This is a genomic window from Kineococcus sp. TRM81007, from assembly GCF_022669155.1.
GTDB lineage: Bacteria > Actinomycetota > Actinomycetes > Actinomycetales > Kineococcaceae > Kineococcus.
Genome location: NZ_JALBVB010000034.1, coordinates 91,067 through 107,391, shown reverse-complemented (window position 1 = coordinate 107,391; position 16,325 = coordinate 91,067). Strand labels below are relative to the sequence as shown.

The 16,325-nt window shown below is 75.3% G+C and carries 15 protein-coding genes; 2 read left to right on the top strand and 13 right to left on the bottom strand.

The window, feature by feature from the left end:
• Positions 1-85: 85 nt before the first annotated feature.
• From MN205_RS04335 to MN205_RS04290, 10 genes are all read right to left on the bottom strand, one after another.
• A complete protein-coding gene (locus tag MN205_RS04335; RefSeq protein ID WP_242124640.1) occupies positions 86-463 on the bottom strand; it encodes an FKBP-type peptidyl-prolyl cis-trans isomerase in 378 nt (125 codons plus the stop codon).
• 30 nt (positions 464-493) lie between these two features.
• Positions 494-1,495 (bottom strand): FKBP-type peptidyl-prolyl cis-trans isomerase, encoded by a 1,002-nt coding sequence (locus MN205_RS04330; protein WP_242124639.1) that lies wholly within the window; start codon positions 1,493-1,495, stop codon positions 494-496.
• Positions 1,496-1,617: 122 nt separating this feature from the next.
• Complete coding sequence (pafA, locus tag MN205_RS04325; protein ID WP_242124637.1) at positions 1,618-2,979, bottom strand: Pup--protein ligase; 1,362 nt, start codon at positions 2,977-2,979, stop codon at positions 1,618-1,620.
• Between the two features lie 112 nt (positions 2,980-3,091).
• On the bottom strand, positions 3,092-3,916 hold the full coding sequence (gene prcA, locus MN205_RS04320; RefSeq protein ID WP_242124635.1) for a proteasome subunit alpha: 825 nt from the start codon (positions 3,914-3,916) through the stop codon (positions 3,092-3,094).
• A complete protein-coding gene (prcB, locus tag MN205_RS04315) occupies positions 3,913-4,812 on the bottom strand; it encodes a proteasome subunit beta (RefSeq protein ID WP_242124632.1) in 900 nt (299 codons plus the stop codon). Before prcB ends, prcA begins: the two co-directional genes overlap by 4 nt.
• Positions 4,813-4,912: 100 nt before the next feature.
• Entirely contained in the window at positions 4,913-5,110 is a 198-nt protein-coding gene (locus tag MN205_RS04310; protein WP_242124630.1) for a ubiquitin-like protein Pup, read from the bottom strand.
• Between the two features lie 170 nt (positions 5,111-5,280).
• On the bottom strand, positions 5,281-6,921 hold the full coding sequence (dop, locus tag MN205_RS04305) for a depupylase/deamidase Dop (RefSeq protein WP_308220233.1): 1,641 nt from the start codon (positions 6,919-6,921) through the stop codon (positions 5,281-5,283).
• 88 nt (positions 6,922-7,009) lie between these two features.
• A complete protein-coding gene (locus tag MN205_RS04300; protein WP_242124628.1) occupies positions 7,010-8,206 on the bottom strand; it encodes an ABC transporter permease in 1,197 nt (398 codons plus the stop codon).
• Complete coding sequence (locus tag MN205_RS04295; RefSeq protein WP_374115840.1) at positions 8,203-8,904, bottom strand: ABC transporter ATP-binding protein; 702 nt, start codon at positions 8,902-8,904, stop codon at positions 8,203-8,205. The genes MN205_RS04300 and MN205_RS04295 overlap by 4 nt, the downstream gene beginning before the upstream one ends.
• Positions 8,905-9,032: 128 nt before the next feature.
• Positions 9,033-10,505: an efflux RND transporter periplasmic adaptor subunit gene (locus MN205_RS04290; protein ID WP_242124623.1), complete on the bottom strand. Its 1,473-nt coding sequence runs from the start codon at positions 10,503-10,505 to the stop codon at positions 9,033-9,035.
• A gap of 169 nt (positions 10,506-10,674) precedes the next feature.
• On the opposite strand from MN205_RS04290, the gene MN205_RS04285 reads away from it, so the two are divergent.
• Positions 10,675-11,298 carry an NUDIX domain-containing protein gene (locus tag MN205_RS04285; RefSeq protein WP_242124621.1) on the top strand — a complete coding sequence of 208 codons (624 nt, stop codon included), beginning with the start codon at positions 10,675-10,677 and terminating at the stop codon, positions 11,296-11,298.
• 83 nt (positions 11,299-11,381) lie between these two features.
• Here the strand turns inward: MN205_RS04285 and arc are convergent, their stop codons facing one another.
• The gene (gene arc, locus MN205_RS04280; RefSeq protein WP_242124620.1) at positions 11,382-13,064 is read right to left on the bottom strand and encodes a proteasome ATPase; all 1,683 of its coding nucleotides are present in this window, start codon (positions 13,062-13,064) and stop codon (positions 11,382-11,384) included.
• Between the two features lie 206 nt (positions 13,065-13,270).
• On the opposite strand from arc, the gene MN205_RS04275 reads away from it, so the two are divergent.
• Positions 13,271-14,398, top strand: a complete 1,128-nt coding sequence (locus tag MN205_RS04275) for a YhjD/YihY/BrkB family envelope integrity protein (RefSeq protein ID WP_242124618.1) — start codon at positions 13,271-13,273, stop codon at positions 14,396-14,398.
• On the opposite strand, the gene MN205_RS04270 is transcribed toward MN205_RS04275, so the two are convergent.
• Both MN205_RS04270 and MN205_RS04265 read right to left on the bottom strand, forming a co-directional pair.
• Positions 14,291-15,016 (bottom strand): metal-dependent hydrolase, encoded by a 726-nt coding sequence (locus MN205_RS04270; protein WP_242124616.1) that lies wholly within the window; start codon positions 15,014-15,016, stop codon positions 14,291-14,293. The two genes, MN205_RS04275 and MN205_RS04270, sit on opposite strands and share 108 nt — an antisense overlap.
• 18 nt (positions 15,017-15,034) lie before the next feature.
• Positions 15,035-16,216, bottom strand: a complete 1,182-nt coding sequence (locus MN205_RS04265) for a tRNA (adenine-N1)-methyltransferase (protein ID WP_305037158.1) — start codon at positions 16,214-16,216, stop codon at positions 15,035-15,037.
• Positions 16,217-16,325 lie beyond the last annotated feature (109 nt).

Here is a 16,325-nt window from a genome sequence, read left to right as displayed (position 1 = left end):
GCGGACGCGCGACGCCCCGGACCGCCGGTGGGCGCCCCGGACCGCCGGTGGGCGGCCCGGGGCGTCGCGGGCGGGGTGGGGCAGGTCAGCTGACGCCGACGAGGTCCACCACGAAGATCAGCGTCTCGCCGGGCTTGATGACCGCACCGGCGCCGCGGTCGCCGTAACCCAGGTGCGGCGGGATGACGAGGGTGCGGCGCCCGCCCACCCGCATGCCGGCGATGCCCTGGTCCCAGCCGGCGATGACCATGCCGCGCCCCAGGGGGAAGTCCAGCGGCTGACCGCGGTTCCAGGAGGCGTCGAACTCCTCGCCGGTGCTGAAGGCCACACCGACGTAGTGGGCGCTGACGGTGCTGCCGGGGACGGCCTCGGGGCCGTCGCCGACGATGTCGTCGGTGATCTGCAGCTCCGTGGGCGGCTCGCCGCCGGGGAAGTCGACCTCGGGCTTGGTGCGCTCGGTCAAGGGTGCAGCTCCTGTCGGTGGGGGTGGGCCTCAGTACGCGTCGAGGATGTCCACGACGAACACCAGCGCGCCCGCGGGCTGGCCGCCGGTGGGGTTCTCACCGTACGCGTCGGCCGCGGGGATCACGAGCAGCACCCGGCTGCCGACGGTCTGCCCGACGATGCCCTCGTCCCAGCCGGCGATGACCTGGCCGGTGCCGATGGTGGTCTCGAACGCCTGGCCGGCGTCCCAGGAGCTCTCGAAGACCTCCCCGTCGGCCAGGGTGGCGCCCACGTACTGCATCTTCACGCGCATGCCGCTGGTGACCTCGGGGCCGGTGCCCCTGATGAGGGTCTGCGCGACGGTGTCGGCGGGCGGGGTGGAGTCGGAGACGGTGACGCCGGTGGGCACGCCCTGCTCGTCGACGTCCACGGAGGGCAGGTTCGCCGGCGCGTCCACGCGCTCGCCGGTGGCCTGGTCGGGGATCAGGCGCACGACGTCGGCGACGAGCACGAAGGTGGTCTCGGCGTCCACGCCCTCCTTGCCGAACTGGGTGGCGGCCTCGCCGAAGCCGTCCTCGGGGGCGATGGCGATGGCCAGGCGGTCGCCGACGTGGGCGCCGACCAGGCCACGGGCGATGCCCTTGGTGACGTCGGCCAGCTCGAAGCGGGCGTCGGTGCCGCCGTAGCTGGAGTCCAGCAGCTCACCGGTGGAGCCGGCGTACAGGGCGTAGGCGAACTGGACCTCGTCCTGGGCGGTGACCTCCTCGCCGTTGCCCTGCACGACGACTTCGCGGGTGGTCTCCTCCACCGTCAGCGGCGTGGTGATCTGCACCTCGGGGGCGACGGCGGGGTTCGCCTCGCCGGTGACCGTGACCGGCAGGTCGGCGACGGCGGCCGGCTCGACGGTGGTGGCCTGCTCGGTGGCCGAGGCGCTCTGCTCCGCGGGCGTAGGCGCTTCCGGCTCCGAGGCGCAGCCGCCCAGGACGACGGCGAGCGCCACGGCGGCGGTGGGCAGGGCGGCGATGCGGCGGGGCACGGCGGGGGTCCTCACGGTCGTGGGATCGGTCTTCAGCACCCTAGCCGCGGTCCCTGGGCGGTGGCTGACAGGTCGCTCGGTGCCGGCTGACGGGGCGTGAGGGGGTGCCGCGGGTGTGCCTGGGTCGTGCGGTGGGGTCACATGCTGGCGATGAGGCGCTCGACGCGGTCGTCGACGGAGCGGAAGGGGTCCTTGCACAGCACGGTGCGCTGGGCCTGGTCGTTGAGCTTCAGGTGCACCCAGTCGACGGTGAAGTCGCGGCGCTTGTCCTGGGCTGCGCGCACGAAGTCGCCGCGCAGCTTGGCGCGGGTGGTCTGCGGGGGCACGGAGAGGGCTTCGAAGACCTCGATGTCGGAGCAGACGCGCTCGGCCATGCCGCGGGCGGCGAGCAGGTAGTGCAGGCCGCGGCCGCGGTGGATGTCGTGGTAGGCCAGGTCCAGGCGGGCGATGCGCGGGCTGGTCAGGTCCAGGTCGTGCTTGGCCATGTAGCGGTCCAGCAGCTTCTTCTTGATGACCCAGTCGACCTCGCGGTCGACGAGGCCGAGGTCGCCGGTGGCCACGGCGCGCAGGGCGCGCTCCCACAGGTCCAGGACGCGCTTGATCGTGGGGGTGTGCAGGCCGCGGGACTCGACGAAGTCCTTGGCCTTGGTGAGGTACTCCTCCTGGATCTGCAGGGCGCTGGCCTCGCGGCCGTTGGCCAGGCGCACGGGGCGGCGGCCGGTGGGGTCGTGGCTGATCTCGCGGATGGCGCGGATGGGGTTCTCCAGCGTCATCTCCCGCAGCGGCACGCCCTCCTCGACCATGCGCAGCACCAGGTCGGTGGAGCCGAGCTTGAGCATGGTGGTGGTCTCGGACATGTTGGAGTCGCCGACGATGACGTGCAGGCGACGGTACTTCTCGGCGTCGGCGTGGGGTTCGTCGCGGGTGTTGATGATGGGGCGGGAGCGGGTGGTGGCGCTGGAGACGCCTTCCCAGATGTGGTCGGCGCGCTGGGACAGGGAGTAGGTGGCCCCGCGGGGGGTCTGCACGACCTTGCCGGCGCCGACGACGAGCTGGCGGGAGACCAGGAACGGGATGAGGACGTCGGACAGGCGCCCGAACTCGCCGTGGCGGGAGACGAGGTAGTTCTCGTGGCAGCCGTAGGAGTTGCCGGCGGAGTCGGTGTTGTTCTTGAAGAGGAACACCTCCCCGGCGATGCCCTCCTCCTCCAGGCGGCGCTCGGCGTCGACGAGCAGGCCCTCGAGGGTGCGTTCGCCGGCGCGGTCGTGCACGACGAGCTGGCGCACGTCGTCGCACTCCGGTGAGGCGTACTCGGGGTGCGAGCCGACGTCGAGGTACAGGCGGGCGCCGTTGCGCAGGAAGACGTTGCTCGAGCGTCCCCACGAGACGACCTTGCGGAACAAGTACCGGGCCACCTCGTCCGGGGACAGCTTGCGCTGGCCCTCGAAGGCACAGGTGACGCCGAACTCGGTCTCCAACCCGAAGATCCGGCGGTCCATCTGCCCACCATAGGTGCGGAACGGCCCGGTAGCGCTGTGAAACGCGCTACCGGGCCGACGGGGTGCCGGTGGGTGTTCCGGCGGCTGGTGCGCCGGCCCCTCAGGCGGGGGTTCAGGCGGGGGGTTCGGGCGGGGTGTCGGGGCCGGGCACGGCGGTGCCGCCGTCGGGTGCGCCGGTGCTCTCCCCCGCCCCGGGCTCCGTGCCGGAGCCGGTCCCGGCGTCCGTGCCGCCGGTGCCCAGCAGGTCCGCCAGCGCGGGCGCGCCCAGGCGGCGGAAGGTGCGGCGGGTGCGGGCGCGTTCGAGGACGGCGACCTCGAGCTGGTCGGTGGCGATGGCGCGCGGACCGGAGCCGGCGGCGGCCGCGGCGGCGTCGGAGCCGAGGGCCCGCACGGCCAGGCGCAGGGCGGCGGGCAGGTCCATGCCCGGCTGCCAGCGCTCGGCGAGGTGAGCGGTGATCTGCTCGGCGGAACCGCCCATGGCGACGTAGCCGTGCTCGTCGGCCACGGAGCCGTCGTAGGTGAGCCGGTACACCTGGTCCTGGTCGGCGGTGGCGCCGACCTCGGCGACGACGAGCTCGACCTCGTACGGCTTGGACTCGGTGGTGAAGATGGTGCCCAGGGTCTGCGCGTAGGCGTTGGCCAGACCGCGGGCGGTGACGTCGCTGCGGTCGTAGGAGTAGCCGCGCAGGTCGGCGTAGCGCACCCCGGCCACGCGCAGGTTCTCGAACTCGTTGTACTTGCCGACGGCGGCGAAGGCGACGCGGTCGTAGACCTCGGAGATCTTGTGCAGGGCCCTGGAGGCGTTCTCGGAGGCGAAGACGATGCCGTCGGCGCAGGCGACGACGACGACCGCCCGCCCGCGGGCGATGCCCTTGCGCGCGAAGTCGGCCTTGTCCTTCATCACCTGCTCGGGCGAGACGTAGAACGGCACGCTCATGCGGTGGCACCTCCCTGCTGCGCGGACGTCCGTGTCGTGCCGGCCAGCGGGTTGCCGCCGGGGTTGCCGGTGCGGCCGGCCACGACGTCCTGGACGACCTCGGCGAGCTCGTCCTCGCCCAGGCGGCGGAAACCGTCGGCGGTGACCTGGGCCACGACGGGCCAGATGCGGCGCAGCAGGTCCGGGCCGCCGGTGGCGGAGTCGTCGTCGGCGGCGTCCCACAGCGCCTCCACGGCCACCCGCACGGCCTCGTCACCGCTCATGCCGGGGCGGAACAGCTTCTTCAGCGCGCCGCGGGCGAAGACGGAGCCGGAGCCGACGGCGTGGTGGTCGACCTCCTCGTAGCGGCCGCCGGTGACGTCGTAGCTGACGATGCGCCCGCGGCCCTCGGCCAGGTCGTAGCCGGCGAACACCGGGACCACGGCCAGGCCCTGCATCGCCAGGCCGAGGTTCCCGCGGATCATCGCGGAGAGGCGGTTCGCCTTGCCCTCGAAGGACATCAGGGCGCCCTCGAGCTTCTCGAAGTGCTCGAGCTCGACCTGGAACAGGCGCACCATCTCGATCGCGAGCCCGGCGGTGCCGGCGATGCCCACGCAGGAGTGGTCGTCGGCGGGGAAGACCTTCTCGATGTCGCGCTGGGCGATGACGTTGCCGGCGGTGGCGCGCCGGTCGCCGGCCACGACGACGCCGTCGGCGGACACGATCGCCACAATGGTGGTGGCGTGCGGCGGCTGGCCCGCGCCGGGGCCGCCGGTCAGCGCACCGGTGCCGGCGGCGGGCAGGCGCCGGGCGCCGGGCAGCACCTCGGGGGCGTGGTCTCGCACGAAGTCGGTGAAGGACGAGGAGCCCGGCACGAGGAACGCCGCCGGGAGCCGTCCGCTGGGGTCCTGGCTCACCCGCTCGACCCTACCCGGCGGCTCCCGGGCGCGCCGGGGAGCCGCCGGCGGGGCGGCGCGCCCGCCCCGCCGGCCGTCCGGTCCGACTCCCCGGTCCGGCCTACTGGCCGCCCTTCTGCACGAAGCCGCGCACGAACTCCTCGGAGTTGGACTCCAGGACGTCGTCGATCTCGTCCAGGAGGGCGTCGACCTCGGCGTCGCTCTCCTTGACCTGGGCCGTGGCCTGCGCGGGCACGGCGGGGGTCTCCTCCGGCTCGTCCTCGCGGCGGCTCGGGCGCTGCTGCTCTTGTCCAGGCATCGGCTGGCTCCCCCTGACGTCTCGGTCAGCACCGGCCGCACGGCCGGAGTGCTGACGACACTAACCCGGCCGGGCCGCGCGCGCCCCGGTGTCCGGGCGGCGGGTCGGGCCGTGGCCGGGCCGTGGTCGGGCCGTGGTCGGGCCGTGGTCGGATCGCGGTCGGGTCGTGGTCAGGAGCCGGTGAGGGCGGCGACGAGCTCCTCGGCCGTGGCGCAGCGGTCCAGCAGAGCCCCGACGTGCTCGCGGGTGCCGCGCAGCGGCTCCAGGGTGGGCACCCGCTGCAGGGCACCGCGACCGGGCACGTCGAAGATCACCGAGTCCCAGCTGGCCGCGGCCACCCGGGCGCCGTAGCGGGCCAGGCACTCGCCGCGGAAGTACGCGCGGGTGTCCTCCGGGGGGTGGGCCACGGCGTGCTCGACGGCCTCGTCGGTGACGAGGCGGTCGACCTGACCGCGCGCGGCCAGGCGGTGGTACAGGCCCTTCTCGGGTCGCACGTCGGACCACTGCAGGTCCACCGCCTGCAGCCGGTGGCTGTCCCAGCCCAGCCCGTCGCGGGAGCGGTAGCCCTCCAGCAGGCGCAGCTTGGCGACCCAGTCGACCTGGCGGGCGGCGGAGAAGACGTCGCGCTCGAGCTTGCCGAGCACGTCGTCCCACAGCGCGAGGACCTCGCGGGTGTCGGCGTCGGTGTCGGGGCCGGAGCGGTCCTCCACGAAGGCGGCGGCGGCCTCGAAGTAGGCGCGCTGCAGCTGCAGGGCGCTCATGCGCCGGCCGTCGCGCAGGCGCACCAGGTGCGTCAGGCCCGGGTCGTGGGAGACCTCGTGCAGGGCGCGCACCGGCTCGCTCAGCTGCAGGTCGCCGGCCGGGCCGCCCGCGAGCGCCCCGGCCTCCAGCATCTCCAGCACCAGGGAGGTGGTGCCGACCTTCAGCAGGGTGGCGACCTCGCACATGGTGGCGTCGCCGACGATGACGTGCAGGCGCCGGTACTTCTCGGCGGTGGCGTGCGGTTCGTCGCGGGTGTTGATGATGGGCCGCTTCATCGTGGTCTCCAGGCCGACCTCGACCTCGAAGAAGTCCGCGCGCTGGCTGATCTGGAAGCCGGGCCGGGCGGAGTCCTGCCCGATGCCGACGCGTCCGGCGCCGGCGATCACCTGCCGGGAGACGAAGAACGGGACGAGGTGGCGCACCACGTCGGTGAAGGGGGTGGTGCGGTCCATCAGGTAGTTCTCGTGGGTGCCGTAGGAGGCGCCCTTGCCGTCGGTGTTGTTCTTGTAGATCGTCACCGGTGTCAGGCCCGGGGTGGCTGCCACGCGGCGCAGCGCCTCCAGCAGGACCCGTTCGCCGGCGCGGTCGTAGCGCACCGCGTCGCGGGGGGTGAGCACCTCCGGGGAGGAGTACTCCGGGTGGGCGTGGTCGACGTAGAAGCGCGCGCCGTTGGTGAGGACGACGTTGGCCGTCGTGGGGTCCTCGGCCTCGGCGCCGGCCACGTCGGGGGTGCTGGGCGCGGTGCGGCGCTCGCCCCGCTCCCCCGCGCCGCCGCGCCGGCGGCCGTGGGCGTCGCCGCGGGCGGGGGCGTCGGTCAGCTGGGAGGGGTGCGCGGCGGTGCGCTGCAGCTCGAAGCCGCGCGCGTCGCGCAGCGGTGCCTCGTCCTCGTAGTCCCAGCGGGTGCGCAGCGCCGCGCCCATCGAGCCGGTGGCGGGCGCCGCGTAGGCGTTGACGACCTGCGCCGACAGCAGCATCGGGTTGGCGCCGGGGTCCCCGGGCACCGAGATGCCGTACTCGGTCTCCAGGCCGGTCACCCTGCGCACGCTCACTCCTCGACCCTACGGGGCGGGTGCGCGCGCCGCCGGTCCGGTCACCACCGGCCGCCTCGGGGCCGGTGCTGGTGCGGGGTTCCGCGGCTCAGTCGGCGCGCAGGGCGACCACCGGGTCCAGCCGGCCGGCGCGGCGGGCGGGGAAGACGCCGAAGAAGACGCCGACGGCGGCGGAGACGGCGAACGCGACCACCGGGCTCCACCACTCCACGCTGGCCGGCAACGGGGAGAAGCGGTCCACCAGCAGGGAGCCGGACAGGCCGATGACGATGCCGATGACGCCGCCGACGCTGGTCAGCAGCACCGCCTCGACGAGGAACTGCACGAGCACGTCGCGCTGGCGCGCGCCCAGGGCCTTGCGCAGGCCGATCTCGCGGGTCCGCTCGCGCACCGAGACGAGCATGATGTTGGACACCCCGACGCCGCCGACGAGCAGGGAGATGGCGGCGATCGCGGCGAGCACGGCGGTGAGCAGGCCGAGGATCTCGCCGACGACGCCGAGGACCTGCGTCTGGGTGACGGCGCTGAAGGCCTGGTCGGGGTACTCGGCCTCCAGCGCGGCCCGCAGGTCGCGCGCCAGTTCCGGCACGGCGTCCGCGCCGGGGGCCTTCACCGCGAAGGCGTCCACCCGCTGCAGGCCCAGCAGGCGCTGGGCCACCGTGAGGGGCACGTGGACCTCGTTGTCCTGGGAGACGCCGAAGGACTCGCCCTGCTCGGCGAGCACGCCGACGACGCGGAAGCGGGTGCCGGACACGGTGATCTGCCGCCCCACCGCCTCGGCGCCGGGGAAGAGGTCCTCGGCGGCGCGCGAGCCGAGCACGGCCACCCGGCGGCGGGCGTCGACGTCGGTGCCGGTGAAGTACTGCCCGGAGGCGACCGGGCGGGTGAACACCTCGGGCAGGTTCTCGTCGGTGCCCTGGACGGTGACGAACCGCTCGACGCCGCCGGCGCGCACCTGGGCACCGGAGGTGAGGCGGGCGGTGACGGCGCCCGGGTCGCCGGTGACCTCGGCGAGGACCTCAGCGTCCTCGCGCTGCAGGGTGGAGGCGGCCGCGGCGCCGGCGGCGAGGTTGTTCGGGTCGAACTCGCCGGGCACGACGAGCACGAGGTTGGAACCCAGGCCCTCGACCTGGGACTCGATGCGCTCGCGGGCGCCGGCGCCGATGGAGACGACGACGATGACCGCGGCGATGCCGATGACGATGCCAAGGGTGGTCAGCAGGCTGCGCAGGCGGTTGCCGCGCAGGGCGTCCAGCGCGACGCGGAACGCCTCCACGCCGTTCACGCGGCGCTCCCGCGGGCGGGTGCGCCGGTGGCGCTGTCGGACTCCACGAGGCCGTCGCGCACCCGCACCTGGCGGCGGGCGCGGGCGGCGACCTCGTCGTCGTGGGTGACGAGCACGACGGCCACGCCGCGCTCGGAGTTGAGGTCCTCCAGGATGCGCATGACCTCGGCGCCGTTGCGGGTGTCGAGGTTGCCGGTGGGTTCGTCGGCCAGGAGGATGCGCGGCTCGCCGACCAGGGCGCGGGCGATGGCCACGCGCTGCTGCTCGCCGCCGGACATCTGGGTGGGGCGGTGGGTCAGGCGGTGCCCGAGGTTCACCGCGCGCAGCGCCGCGGCGGCGCGCTCGCGGCGCTCGGCGACCTTCACGCCCCGGTACAGCAGCGGCAGGGCGACGTTGTCCAGGGCGCTGGAGCGCGGCAGCAGCTGGAAGGACTGGAAGACGAACCCGATCTGGCGGTTGCGCAGCTCGGCCAGCTCGGCGTCGGACAGCTCGCGCAGGTCGCGCCCGCCGACGCGCAGGGTGCCGGAGGTCGGCCGGTCCAGGCAGCCCAGCAGGTGCATGAGGGTGGACTTGCCCGAGCCGCTGGGGCCGACGATCGCGGCGTACTCGCCGTCGGCGACGGTGAAGCTGACGCCGCGCAGCGCCTGCACGGCGCCGCCGCCGAAGGAGTAGCTGCGGGTGACGTCGACGGCCTCGATCGCCGCGGAGGCGTGCTCCCCGGTGGGCTCCCCGGTGGGCTCCCCGGTGGGCTCCCCGGTGGGCTCCCCGGTGCGTTCCGCCGTGTGCCGGCCGGCGGGTCCGACGGGTGCCGGGTGCGGGGCGCGGGTCACGGCAGCTGCTGACCGGCGCGCACGTCGGCGGCGCCCTCGGTGACGATGCGCTCCCCCGCCCGCAGACCCTCGGTGATCTGCACGGCCCGCTGACCGCGCACCCCGACGGTGACGTCGCGGCGCTCGGCGACGCCGTCGCGCACCACCCACACCGCGTCGGCGGTCGCGGCCCCGCCGGCGCCGGCCGCGTCGGGGGCCTCCCCGGGGACTTCGTCGGGGGCTTCGTCGGGAGTGCCGCGCACGACGGCGGCGGCGGGCACGCGCACCGCGTCGTCCGCCTCGGCGACCACGAGCGAGACGACCGCGGACATGCCCGGCAGCGGGGTGGGTGCCTGGCCGCCGCCGGTGGCGCTGCCGCCGTCGTAGCTCAGGCGCACCGTGTAGGTGACGGCGCCGCCGGAACCGGTGGCGCTGGGGTCCACGCCGGTGACGGTGCCGCGGTAGGTGGCGCCCTCGACGGCGTCGACGACGACCTCGGCGACCTGGCCGGGCTGCACGCGCAGCACGTCGGACTCGTCGACGTCGGCGGTCAGGGTGAGCACGGAGGCGTCGATGACGCTGAGCAGCGGGGCACCGGCGTTCACGGCCGCCCCGGCGGCCAGCACCGGGGAACCGGGTGCGCCGGCGGCGCCGAGGTCCTGCCCGTTGGTGGCGCCGGCCAGGGCGCCCTCGGGCAGCGCACCGGCGCCGCCCTGCAGGAGCGCGGCGGCTCCGGCGGGCAGACCGGCACCGGTCGAGCCCGTGGCGGCCAGCGAGACGGTGCCGGCGATGGGGGCGCGCACGGTCAGCGCGTCCACGGTGGCCTGCGCGGCGGCCACCGCCGCGCGGGTCTGCACCCGTTGCGCCTGCCCGAGGGCCGCGACGGCGGCGTCGACGTCGCCGAGGCCGGCGGCGACCTGCTCCACCAGGGCCTGCGTCTGGCCGGCCAGCAGCTCGTACTGGGTGCGCGAGGAGCGGACCGCCGCCAGCGCGGCCTCGCGGGCCACCGCGTCGGGCAGGGCCGCGGCCTGCTCCTCGGCCTGCGCGAAGCGCGCCTGCGCGTCGGCGCGGGCACGGCGCTGCTGGGCCGCGATCTCGTCGGGGTCGGACGAGGACGAGGACGAGGAGCCGGCGGCGGCCGCGCGGCGGTCCGCCTCGCGGGCCTGCTCCAGCGCGTCGTGCGCCTGCGGGGAGTCGATGGTGGCCAGCACCTGACCGGCCTGGACCTGCTGGCCGTCGGTGACCTCCAGGGTGGCCACCGTGCCGGTCGCGGGCGCCGCCACGGTGGAGGACGCGCGCGGCTGCACGGTGCCGGAGGCCTCCACGACCTCCCGCACCGCGCCGGTCTGCACGGCGGCGGTGCTCACGGCCGCCTCCTCATCCTCGCCGCACCCGGCCAGCAGCAGGGCCGCGACGGCGGCGGTGGCCGTGGCCGGCAGCAGCCGGCGCGCGGCGCGCGGGTGGGCGGGGCGCAGCAGGGGGGATCGCACGCGCGTCACCCTAGGCCGTTCGCCCGGGGGTCGTGCGTCGGTCGTGGGGAGTTCCCCGGCCCGTCGGCATCCCCCGATCGGCGGACCCGCCGGTCGACGTCGGGACCCCGCGCAGCGCAGCGGGCACGATCGGTCACGCCGCGTGGGTGCGCCGGTAGCGTCGGGGCGCGTGCACGAGGTGAGCGACCAGCCGGGTGACGAGCAGGGCGGGGAGCCGGCCCCGGGACGGGGCGGGGAGCCGGGCGGGCTGGACACCGGCGGGGAGCGGGTGGCGCTGTACGACCCGTCCGAGCCCGCCGGGCGGGTCACCGGCAGCGCACCGCGCCGGCGGGTGCGCTCGCGGAACCTCCCGCACGCGGCCACCGGGGTGCTGCTGCGCGACGGGCACGGGCGGGTGTTCGTGCACCGGCGCACCGGCACCAAGGACGTCCACCCCGGGGCGCACGACTGCCTGGCCGGTGGCGTGGTCGGCGCCGGCGAGGACGTCGAGGAGGCCGCTCGCCGCGAACTGGCCGAGGAGCTGGGGGTGGGGTCGGTCGCGCTGCGGCCGGTGCTGCGGCGCTGGTACCGCGACGAGGTGACCCACTACCTGGCGCACGTGTACGAGGCGTGGTGGGACGGGCGACCGCTGGTGCTGCAGGCCAGCGAGGTCGCCGCGGGGTGGTGGGAGCCGGCGCGGTCCCTGCGCGAGCGCCTGGCCGACCCGTCCTGGCCGTTCGTGCCGGACTCGCGGGCCCTGCTGGCGGCGTGGCCGCGCTGGTGGGAGGACCCCGGTGCGCCGCCCGGGCCGTGACGCACCGCGGGCCCGCACCCGGTCCGGGTGCGGGCCCGCGGTGACCCGGGGCGCCGGGGTGACCCGGTCACCGCCGGTGGGCGCTACAGGTACTGGCCGGTGTTGGCGACCGTGTCGATGGAGCGGCCCGCCTCGGTGCCCTTCTTGCCCTGCATCAGGGTGCGGATGAAGACGATCCGCTCGCCCTTCTTGCCGGAGATGCGGGCCCAGTCGTCGGGGTTGGTGGTGTTGGGCAGGTCCTCGTTCTCCTTGAACTCGTCCACGCACGCGCTCATCAGGTGCTCCACCCTCAGACCCCGCTGCCCGGAGGTCAGCAGGTCCTTGATGGCCATCTTCTTGGCGCGGTCGACGATGTTCTGGATCATCGCGCCGGAGTTGAAGTCCTTGAAGTACAGGACCTCCTTGTCACCACCGGCGTACGTGACCTCCAGGAACTCGTTCTCCGGGCCCTCGGTGTACATGCGCTCCACCGTGGCGCGGATCATCGCCTCCACCGCCGCGCGGGCGTCGCCGCCGTTGGCCGCGACGTCCTCGGGGTGCAGCGGGAGCTCCGGCGTCAGGTACTTGCCGAAGATCTCGCCGGCGCTCTCGGCGTCCGGGCGCTCGATCTTGATCTTCACGTCGAGGCGACCGGGCCGCAGGATGGCGGGGTCGATCATGTCCTCGCGGTTGGAGGCGCCGATGACGATGACGTTCTCCAGGCGCTCCACGCCGTCCAGCTCGCTGAGCAGCTGCGGCACGATCGTGGTCTCCACGTCGGAGGAGACGCCGGAGCCGCGGGTGCGGAACAGCGACTCCATCTCGTCGAAGAACACCACCACGGGCGTGCCCTGGCTCGCCTTCTCCCGGGCGCGGGCGAAGATGAGCCGGATGTGCCGCTCGGTCTCGCCGACGTACTTGTTGAGCAGCTCCGGGCCCTTGATGTTCAGGAAGTAGCTCTTGGCCTGGGTCTCGCCGCGCAGCTCGGCGGCCTTCCTCGCCAGCGAGTTCGCGACCGCCTTGGCGATGAGGGTCTTGCCGCAGCCGGGCGGGCCGTACAGCAGGATGCCCTTGGGCGGGCGCAGGCCGTGCTCGCGGAAGAGGTCCGCGTGCAGGAACGGCAGCTCGACCGCGTCGCGGATCGCCTCGATCTGCGAGCCCAGTCCCCCGATGTCCTCGTAGTGGATGTCGGGGACCTCCTCGAGGACCAGCTCCTCGACCTCGGCCTTGGGGATGCGCTCGAAGGCGAAGCCGGAGCGGGTGTCGATGGTCAGGGAGTCGCCGACCCGCAGCGGGCCGTCCACCAGCGGACCCGCCAGGCGCACCACGCGCTCCTCGTCGGCGCGCGCCAGCACCAGCGCGCGCCCGTCGTCGAGGACCTCCTTGACGGTGGCCAGCTCACCGGTGCGCTCGTAGTCGCAGGCGGCGACCACGTTCATCGCCTCGTTGACCATGACGTCCTGGCCGGGGCGCAGCGCCGACAGCTCCACGGCGGGGCTGACGGCCACCCGCAGGCGCCGGCCGGCGCTGACCACGTCGGCGGTGCCGTCCCCGACGGCGGCGAGGAAGGTGGCGAACTGCGCGGGCGGCTGGCCGAGGCGGTCGACCTCGGCCTTGAGCGAGACGATCTGGTCGCGCGCGTCGCGCAGGGTCGCCGCGAGGCGGTCGTTCTGGGCGCTGACCTGGGCCAGGCGCGAGCGCGCTGCTCCGAGCTGCTCCTCCAGCAGCGCGGTGTGGCGGGCGTCCCGCTCACCTCCGCCGCCGAAGCGGCGCTGGGGTTCCGTCATGGCGCGTCCTCCCCCTCGTGGCCCTCCCGGTTCCCCGGGCGGGCGGTGGATGCGCTCGACCCTAACCCGCTCCGGCGCGGTGCGCGCCGTGTCGGAACCCCCACCCGGCGCGACTGACGGTAACGAACTAGTCACGTTCCGGTCTCGACCGTGAGGGTCGGGGCGCCGGACCTGCGGGCGCGGGCGGCTGCCCCCAGGATGTGCGCGTGCCCGACGCACCCGTGCCCGAGATCGAGCGGCGCAGCGGTGCCGTGCACCGGCTGGACGTCTTCCAGCGCCGGCACCCGGCCGTCGGCTACCCGCTGGCGGTGGTCTACAAGTTCTTCGAGGACCAGGGCGCCTACCTGGCCGCGCTGATCGCCTACTACGGCCTGCTGGCGCTGGTGCCGCTGCTGCTGCTGCTGTCCACGATCCTCGGCTACGTGCTCTCCGGGGACCCGGACGCGCAGCAGGCGGTGCTGAACTCCGCGGTGGCGCAGGTGCCCGTCATCGGCGACGAGCTGGGCAGCCCCGAGCGCCTCGGCGGTGGCGCGGTCGGCCTCGTCATCGGTGTCGCCGGTGCCCTGTACGGGGCGACCGGGCTGGGCCTGGCGCTGCAGAACGCGGTCAACGTGGCGTGGGCGGTGCCGCGCAACGAGCGCCCCAACCCGTTCCTGGCGCGGGGACGGGCGCTGCTGCTGCTGGTCACGGCCGGGATGTTCGTGGTGGGCACCGCGGTGCTCAGCGCGGTCATCAGCGCCCACGTGCCGCCGGGCCTGGCCGAGTGGGCCTCGCACGCCGGGGCTGCGGCGCTGGCCGCGGTCGGTTTCGGCGTGGCGTTCCGGCTGGCGGCCGCGCACCGGCCGGACGTGCGGACGGTCCTGCCGGGCGCCGTGGCCATGGGGGTGCTGTGGCAGGTGCTGCAGCACTTCGGCCGCGGGATCGTCTCCTCGGTGGCCGAGCGTTCCAGCGTGTCCAACCAGGTCTTCACGGTGGTCCTGGGTGGCATCGTGTTCCTCTTCGTCGCCGCCTGCTGCGTGGTGCTGTGCGTGGAGGCCGACGTGGTGCGGGTGCGGCGGCTGTACCCGCGGGCGCTGCTGACCCCGCTGACCGACGCCGTGGTGCTGACCGACGCCGATCAGCGCGCCTACACCCGCCTGGCGCAGGCGCAGCGGCACAAGGGTTTCGAGCAGGTGCACGTGCGCTTCGGCCGCTCCCCGCTGGAGCGGGACGGCGAGCGCCGGGGCTCACAGGAGGGGCAGCAGCAGGTGCCGGGCGAGCAGGACCGCGGTGAGCGCGACCGCGAGCGCGGCGATGGCGTGCTCGACGCGCGCCCCGGTGCGGAACAGCCCTAGGGCGGTGCGCCGGCGCCGCCCGCCCAGCAGCGCGAGCGGCACGGCCAGCGGGCGCGGCACGCCGCCGACGGTCAGCCAGTCGCCGACCACGTGGACGAGCACGCCGCCGGCCACCGCCCACGGCAGCCACGGCACCCCGGCGGGGTGGCGATCGAGCACCCACCAGGCCAGCCCGAAGGACAGGGCGAGGTTGCCGAGCACGGTGGTCTCCACCTGGCCGGGGATGACGAAGTGGCACCCGCGCAGGGCGGCGCCGGTGACGAACGCGAGCACCGCCAGGGAGGTGACCGGGTGCAGCGCCGCCGCCCACGCGAGGGCGCCGAAGAGGACCGGTGCCAGCAGCGGGTCGTGGGTGCCCCAGCGGTGCCCGCCGGCCAGGCGGCCGACGAGGGAGGCGGCGGTGGTGGTCAGCGGGCCCCACATCTGCGCCACGGTGGAGCCGGTGGGTCGCGGCAGGGCCCGCTTCCAGGAGATGCCGCCCTGGTCGAAGTCGGGCAGCAGCGCGGCGCCGCCCCAGGCCGCCACCCACGCGGCGGTGGCCACCGGGCCGTGCACGGGGGCCAGCGGGAGGGTGGCGGCGCCGGCGGCCAGGCCGGTGCAGGCGTGGCTGTGGGCCATCACGGGTGCGCGGCCACCTCAGCCCTCGTCCGGGGCACCGGCGGTGCCCACGTCGGCGGGGTCCTCGCCGGTGGTGCTCACGTCGGCGGGGGTGGCGCCGTGGGTGGCCTCGTGCGAGGCGGTGGCCCCGGCGGCGGCCTCCCGGGCCGCCTTGCGGGCCTTGCGGTCGGAGACGGGGCGCTCGCCGTAGCCCTCGCCGTCGGAGAGGGCGTCGGGGCCGGCGCCGGTGTCCGCGCCGGTGTCCTCGCTGTACGCGCCGGGGGCGGGGCGGCGCTTGCGCAGCGGCGGGGTGACGCCGTCGGCCAAGCGGCGGGTCGTGATCAGGAAGCCGGTGTGCCCGACCATGCGGTGCTGCGGGCGCACCGCCAGGCCCTCCAGGTGCCAGCCGCGCACCATGGACTCCCACGCCTCCGGCTCGGTCCAGCGGCCGGAGGCGCGGGCGGCCTCGGCCACGCGGGAGAGCTGGGTGGCGGTGGCGACGTAGCAGATGAGGACCCCGCCGGGGGCCATCGCGTCGGCGACGGCGTCCAGGCACTCCCAAGGGGCCAGCATGTCCAGCACCGCGCGGTCGGCGCCGGTGCCGGCGGCGGAGTCCAGCCCGGAGGCGGGCAGGGACTCCACGAGGTCGCCGACGGTCAGCCGCCAGGCGGGGTGGGAGCCGCCGAAGAAGGTCTCCACGTTGCCGCGGGCGATGTCGGCGAAGTCGGCGCGCCGCTCGAAGGAGTGCACGCGGCCGGCGTCGCCGACGGCGCGCAGCAGCGACATCGTCAGCGCCCCGGAGCCCACGCCGGCCTCGATGACGGTGGCGCCGGGGAAGACGTCGGCCATCTGCACGACCTGCCCGGCGTCCTTGGGGTAGACCACCGCGGCGCCGCGCGGCATGGACAGCACGAAGTCGGCCAGCAGGGGCCGCAGCACGAGGTACTCCACGCCCGCGGAGTTGGTGATCGTGGTGCCGTCGGGGCGGCCGATGAGCTCGTCGTGCCGGAAGCGGCCGCGGTGGGTGTGGAACTCCTTGCCGGCGGTCAGGGTGATGGTGTGCAGGCGCCCGCGCGGGTCGGTCAGCTGCACCCGCTCCCCCTCCCGCAGCGGCCCGCGGCGGGTGGCGGCGCCGGTGGGCCCGCCGTCGGGCCCGTGGGCGGGCCCACCGGCGGGGTCCGCGGGCGGGTTCGCGGGCTGGCTGGTGGGGGCGTCGTTCAACGCGGGGTCCTTCCCTGGTGGTGCGTGCTCGTGCGGGGTGGTCGTGCGGGGTGGTCGTGCGGGGGTGGTCGTGCGGGGTGGTCGTGCGGGGGTGGTCGTGCGGGGGTGC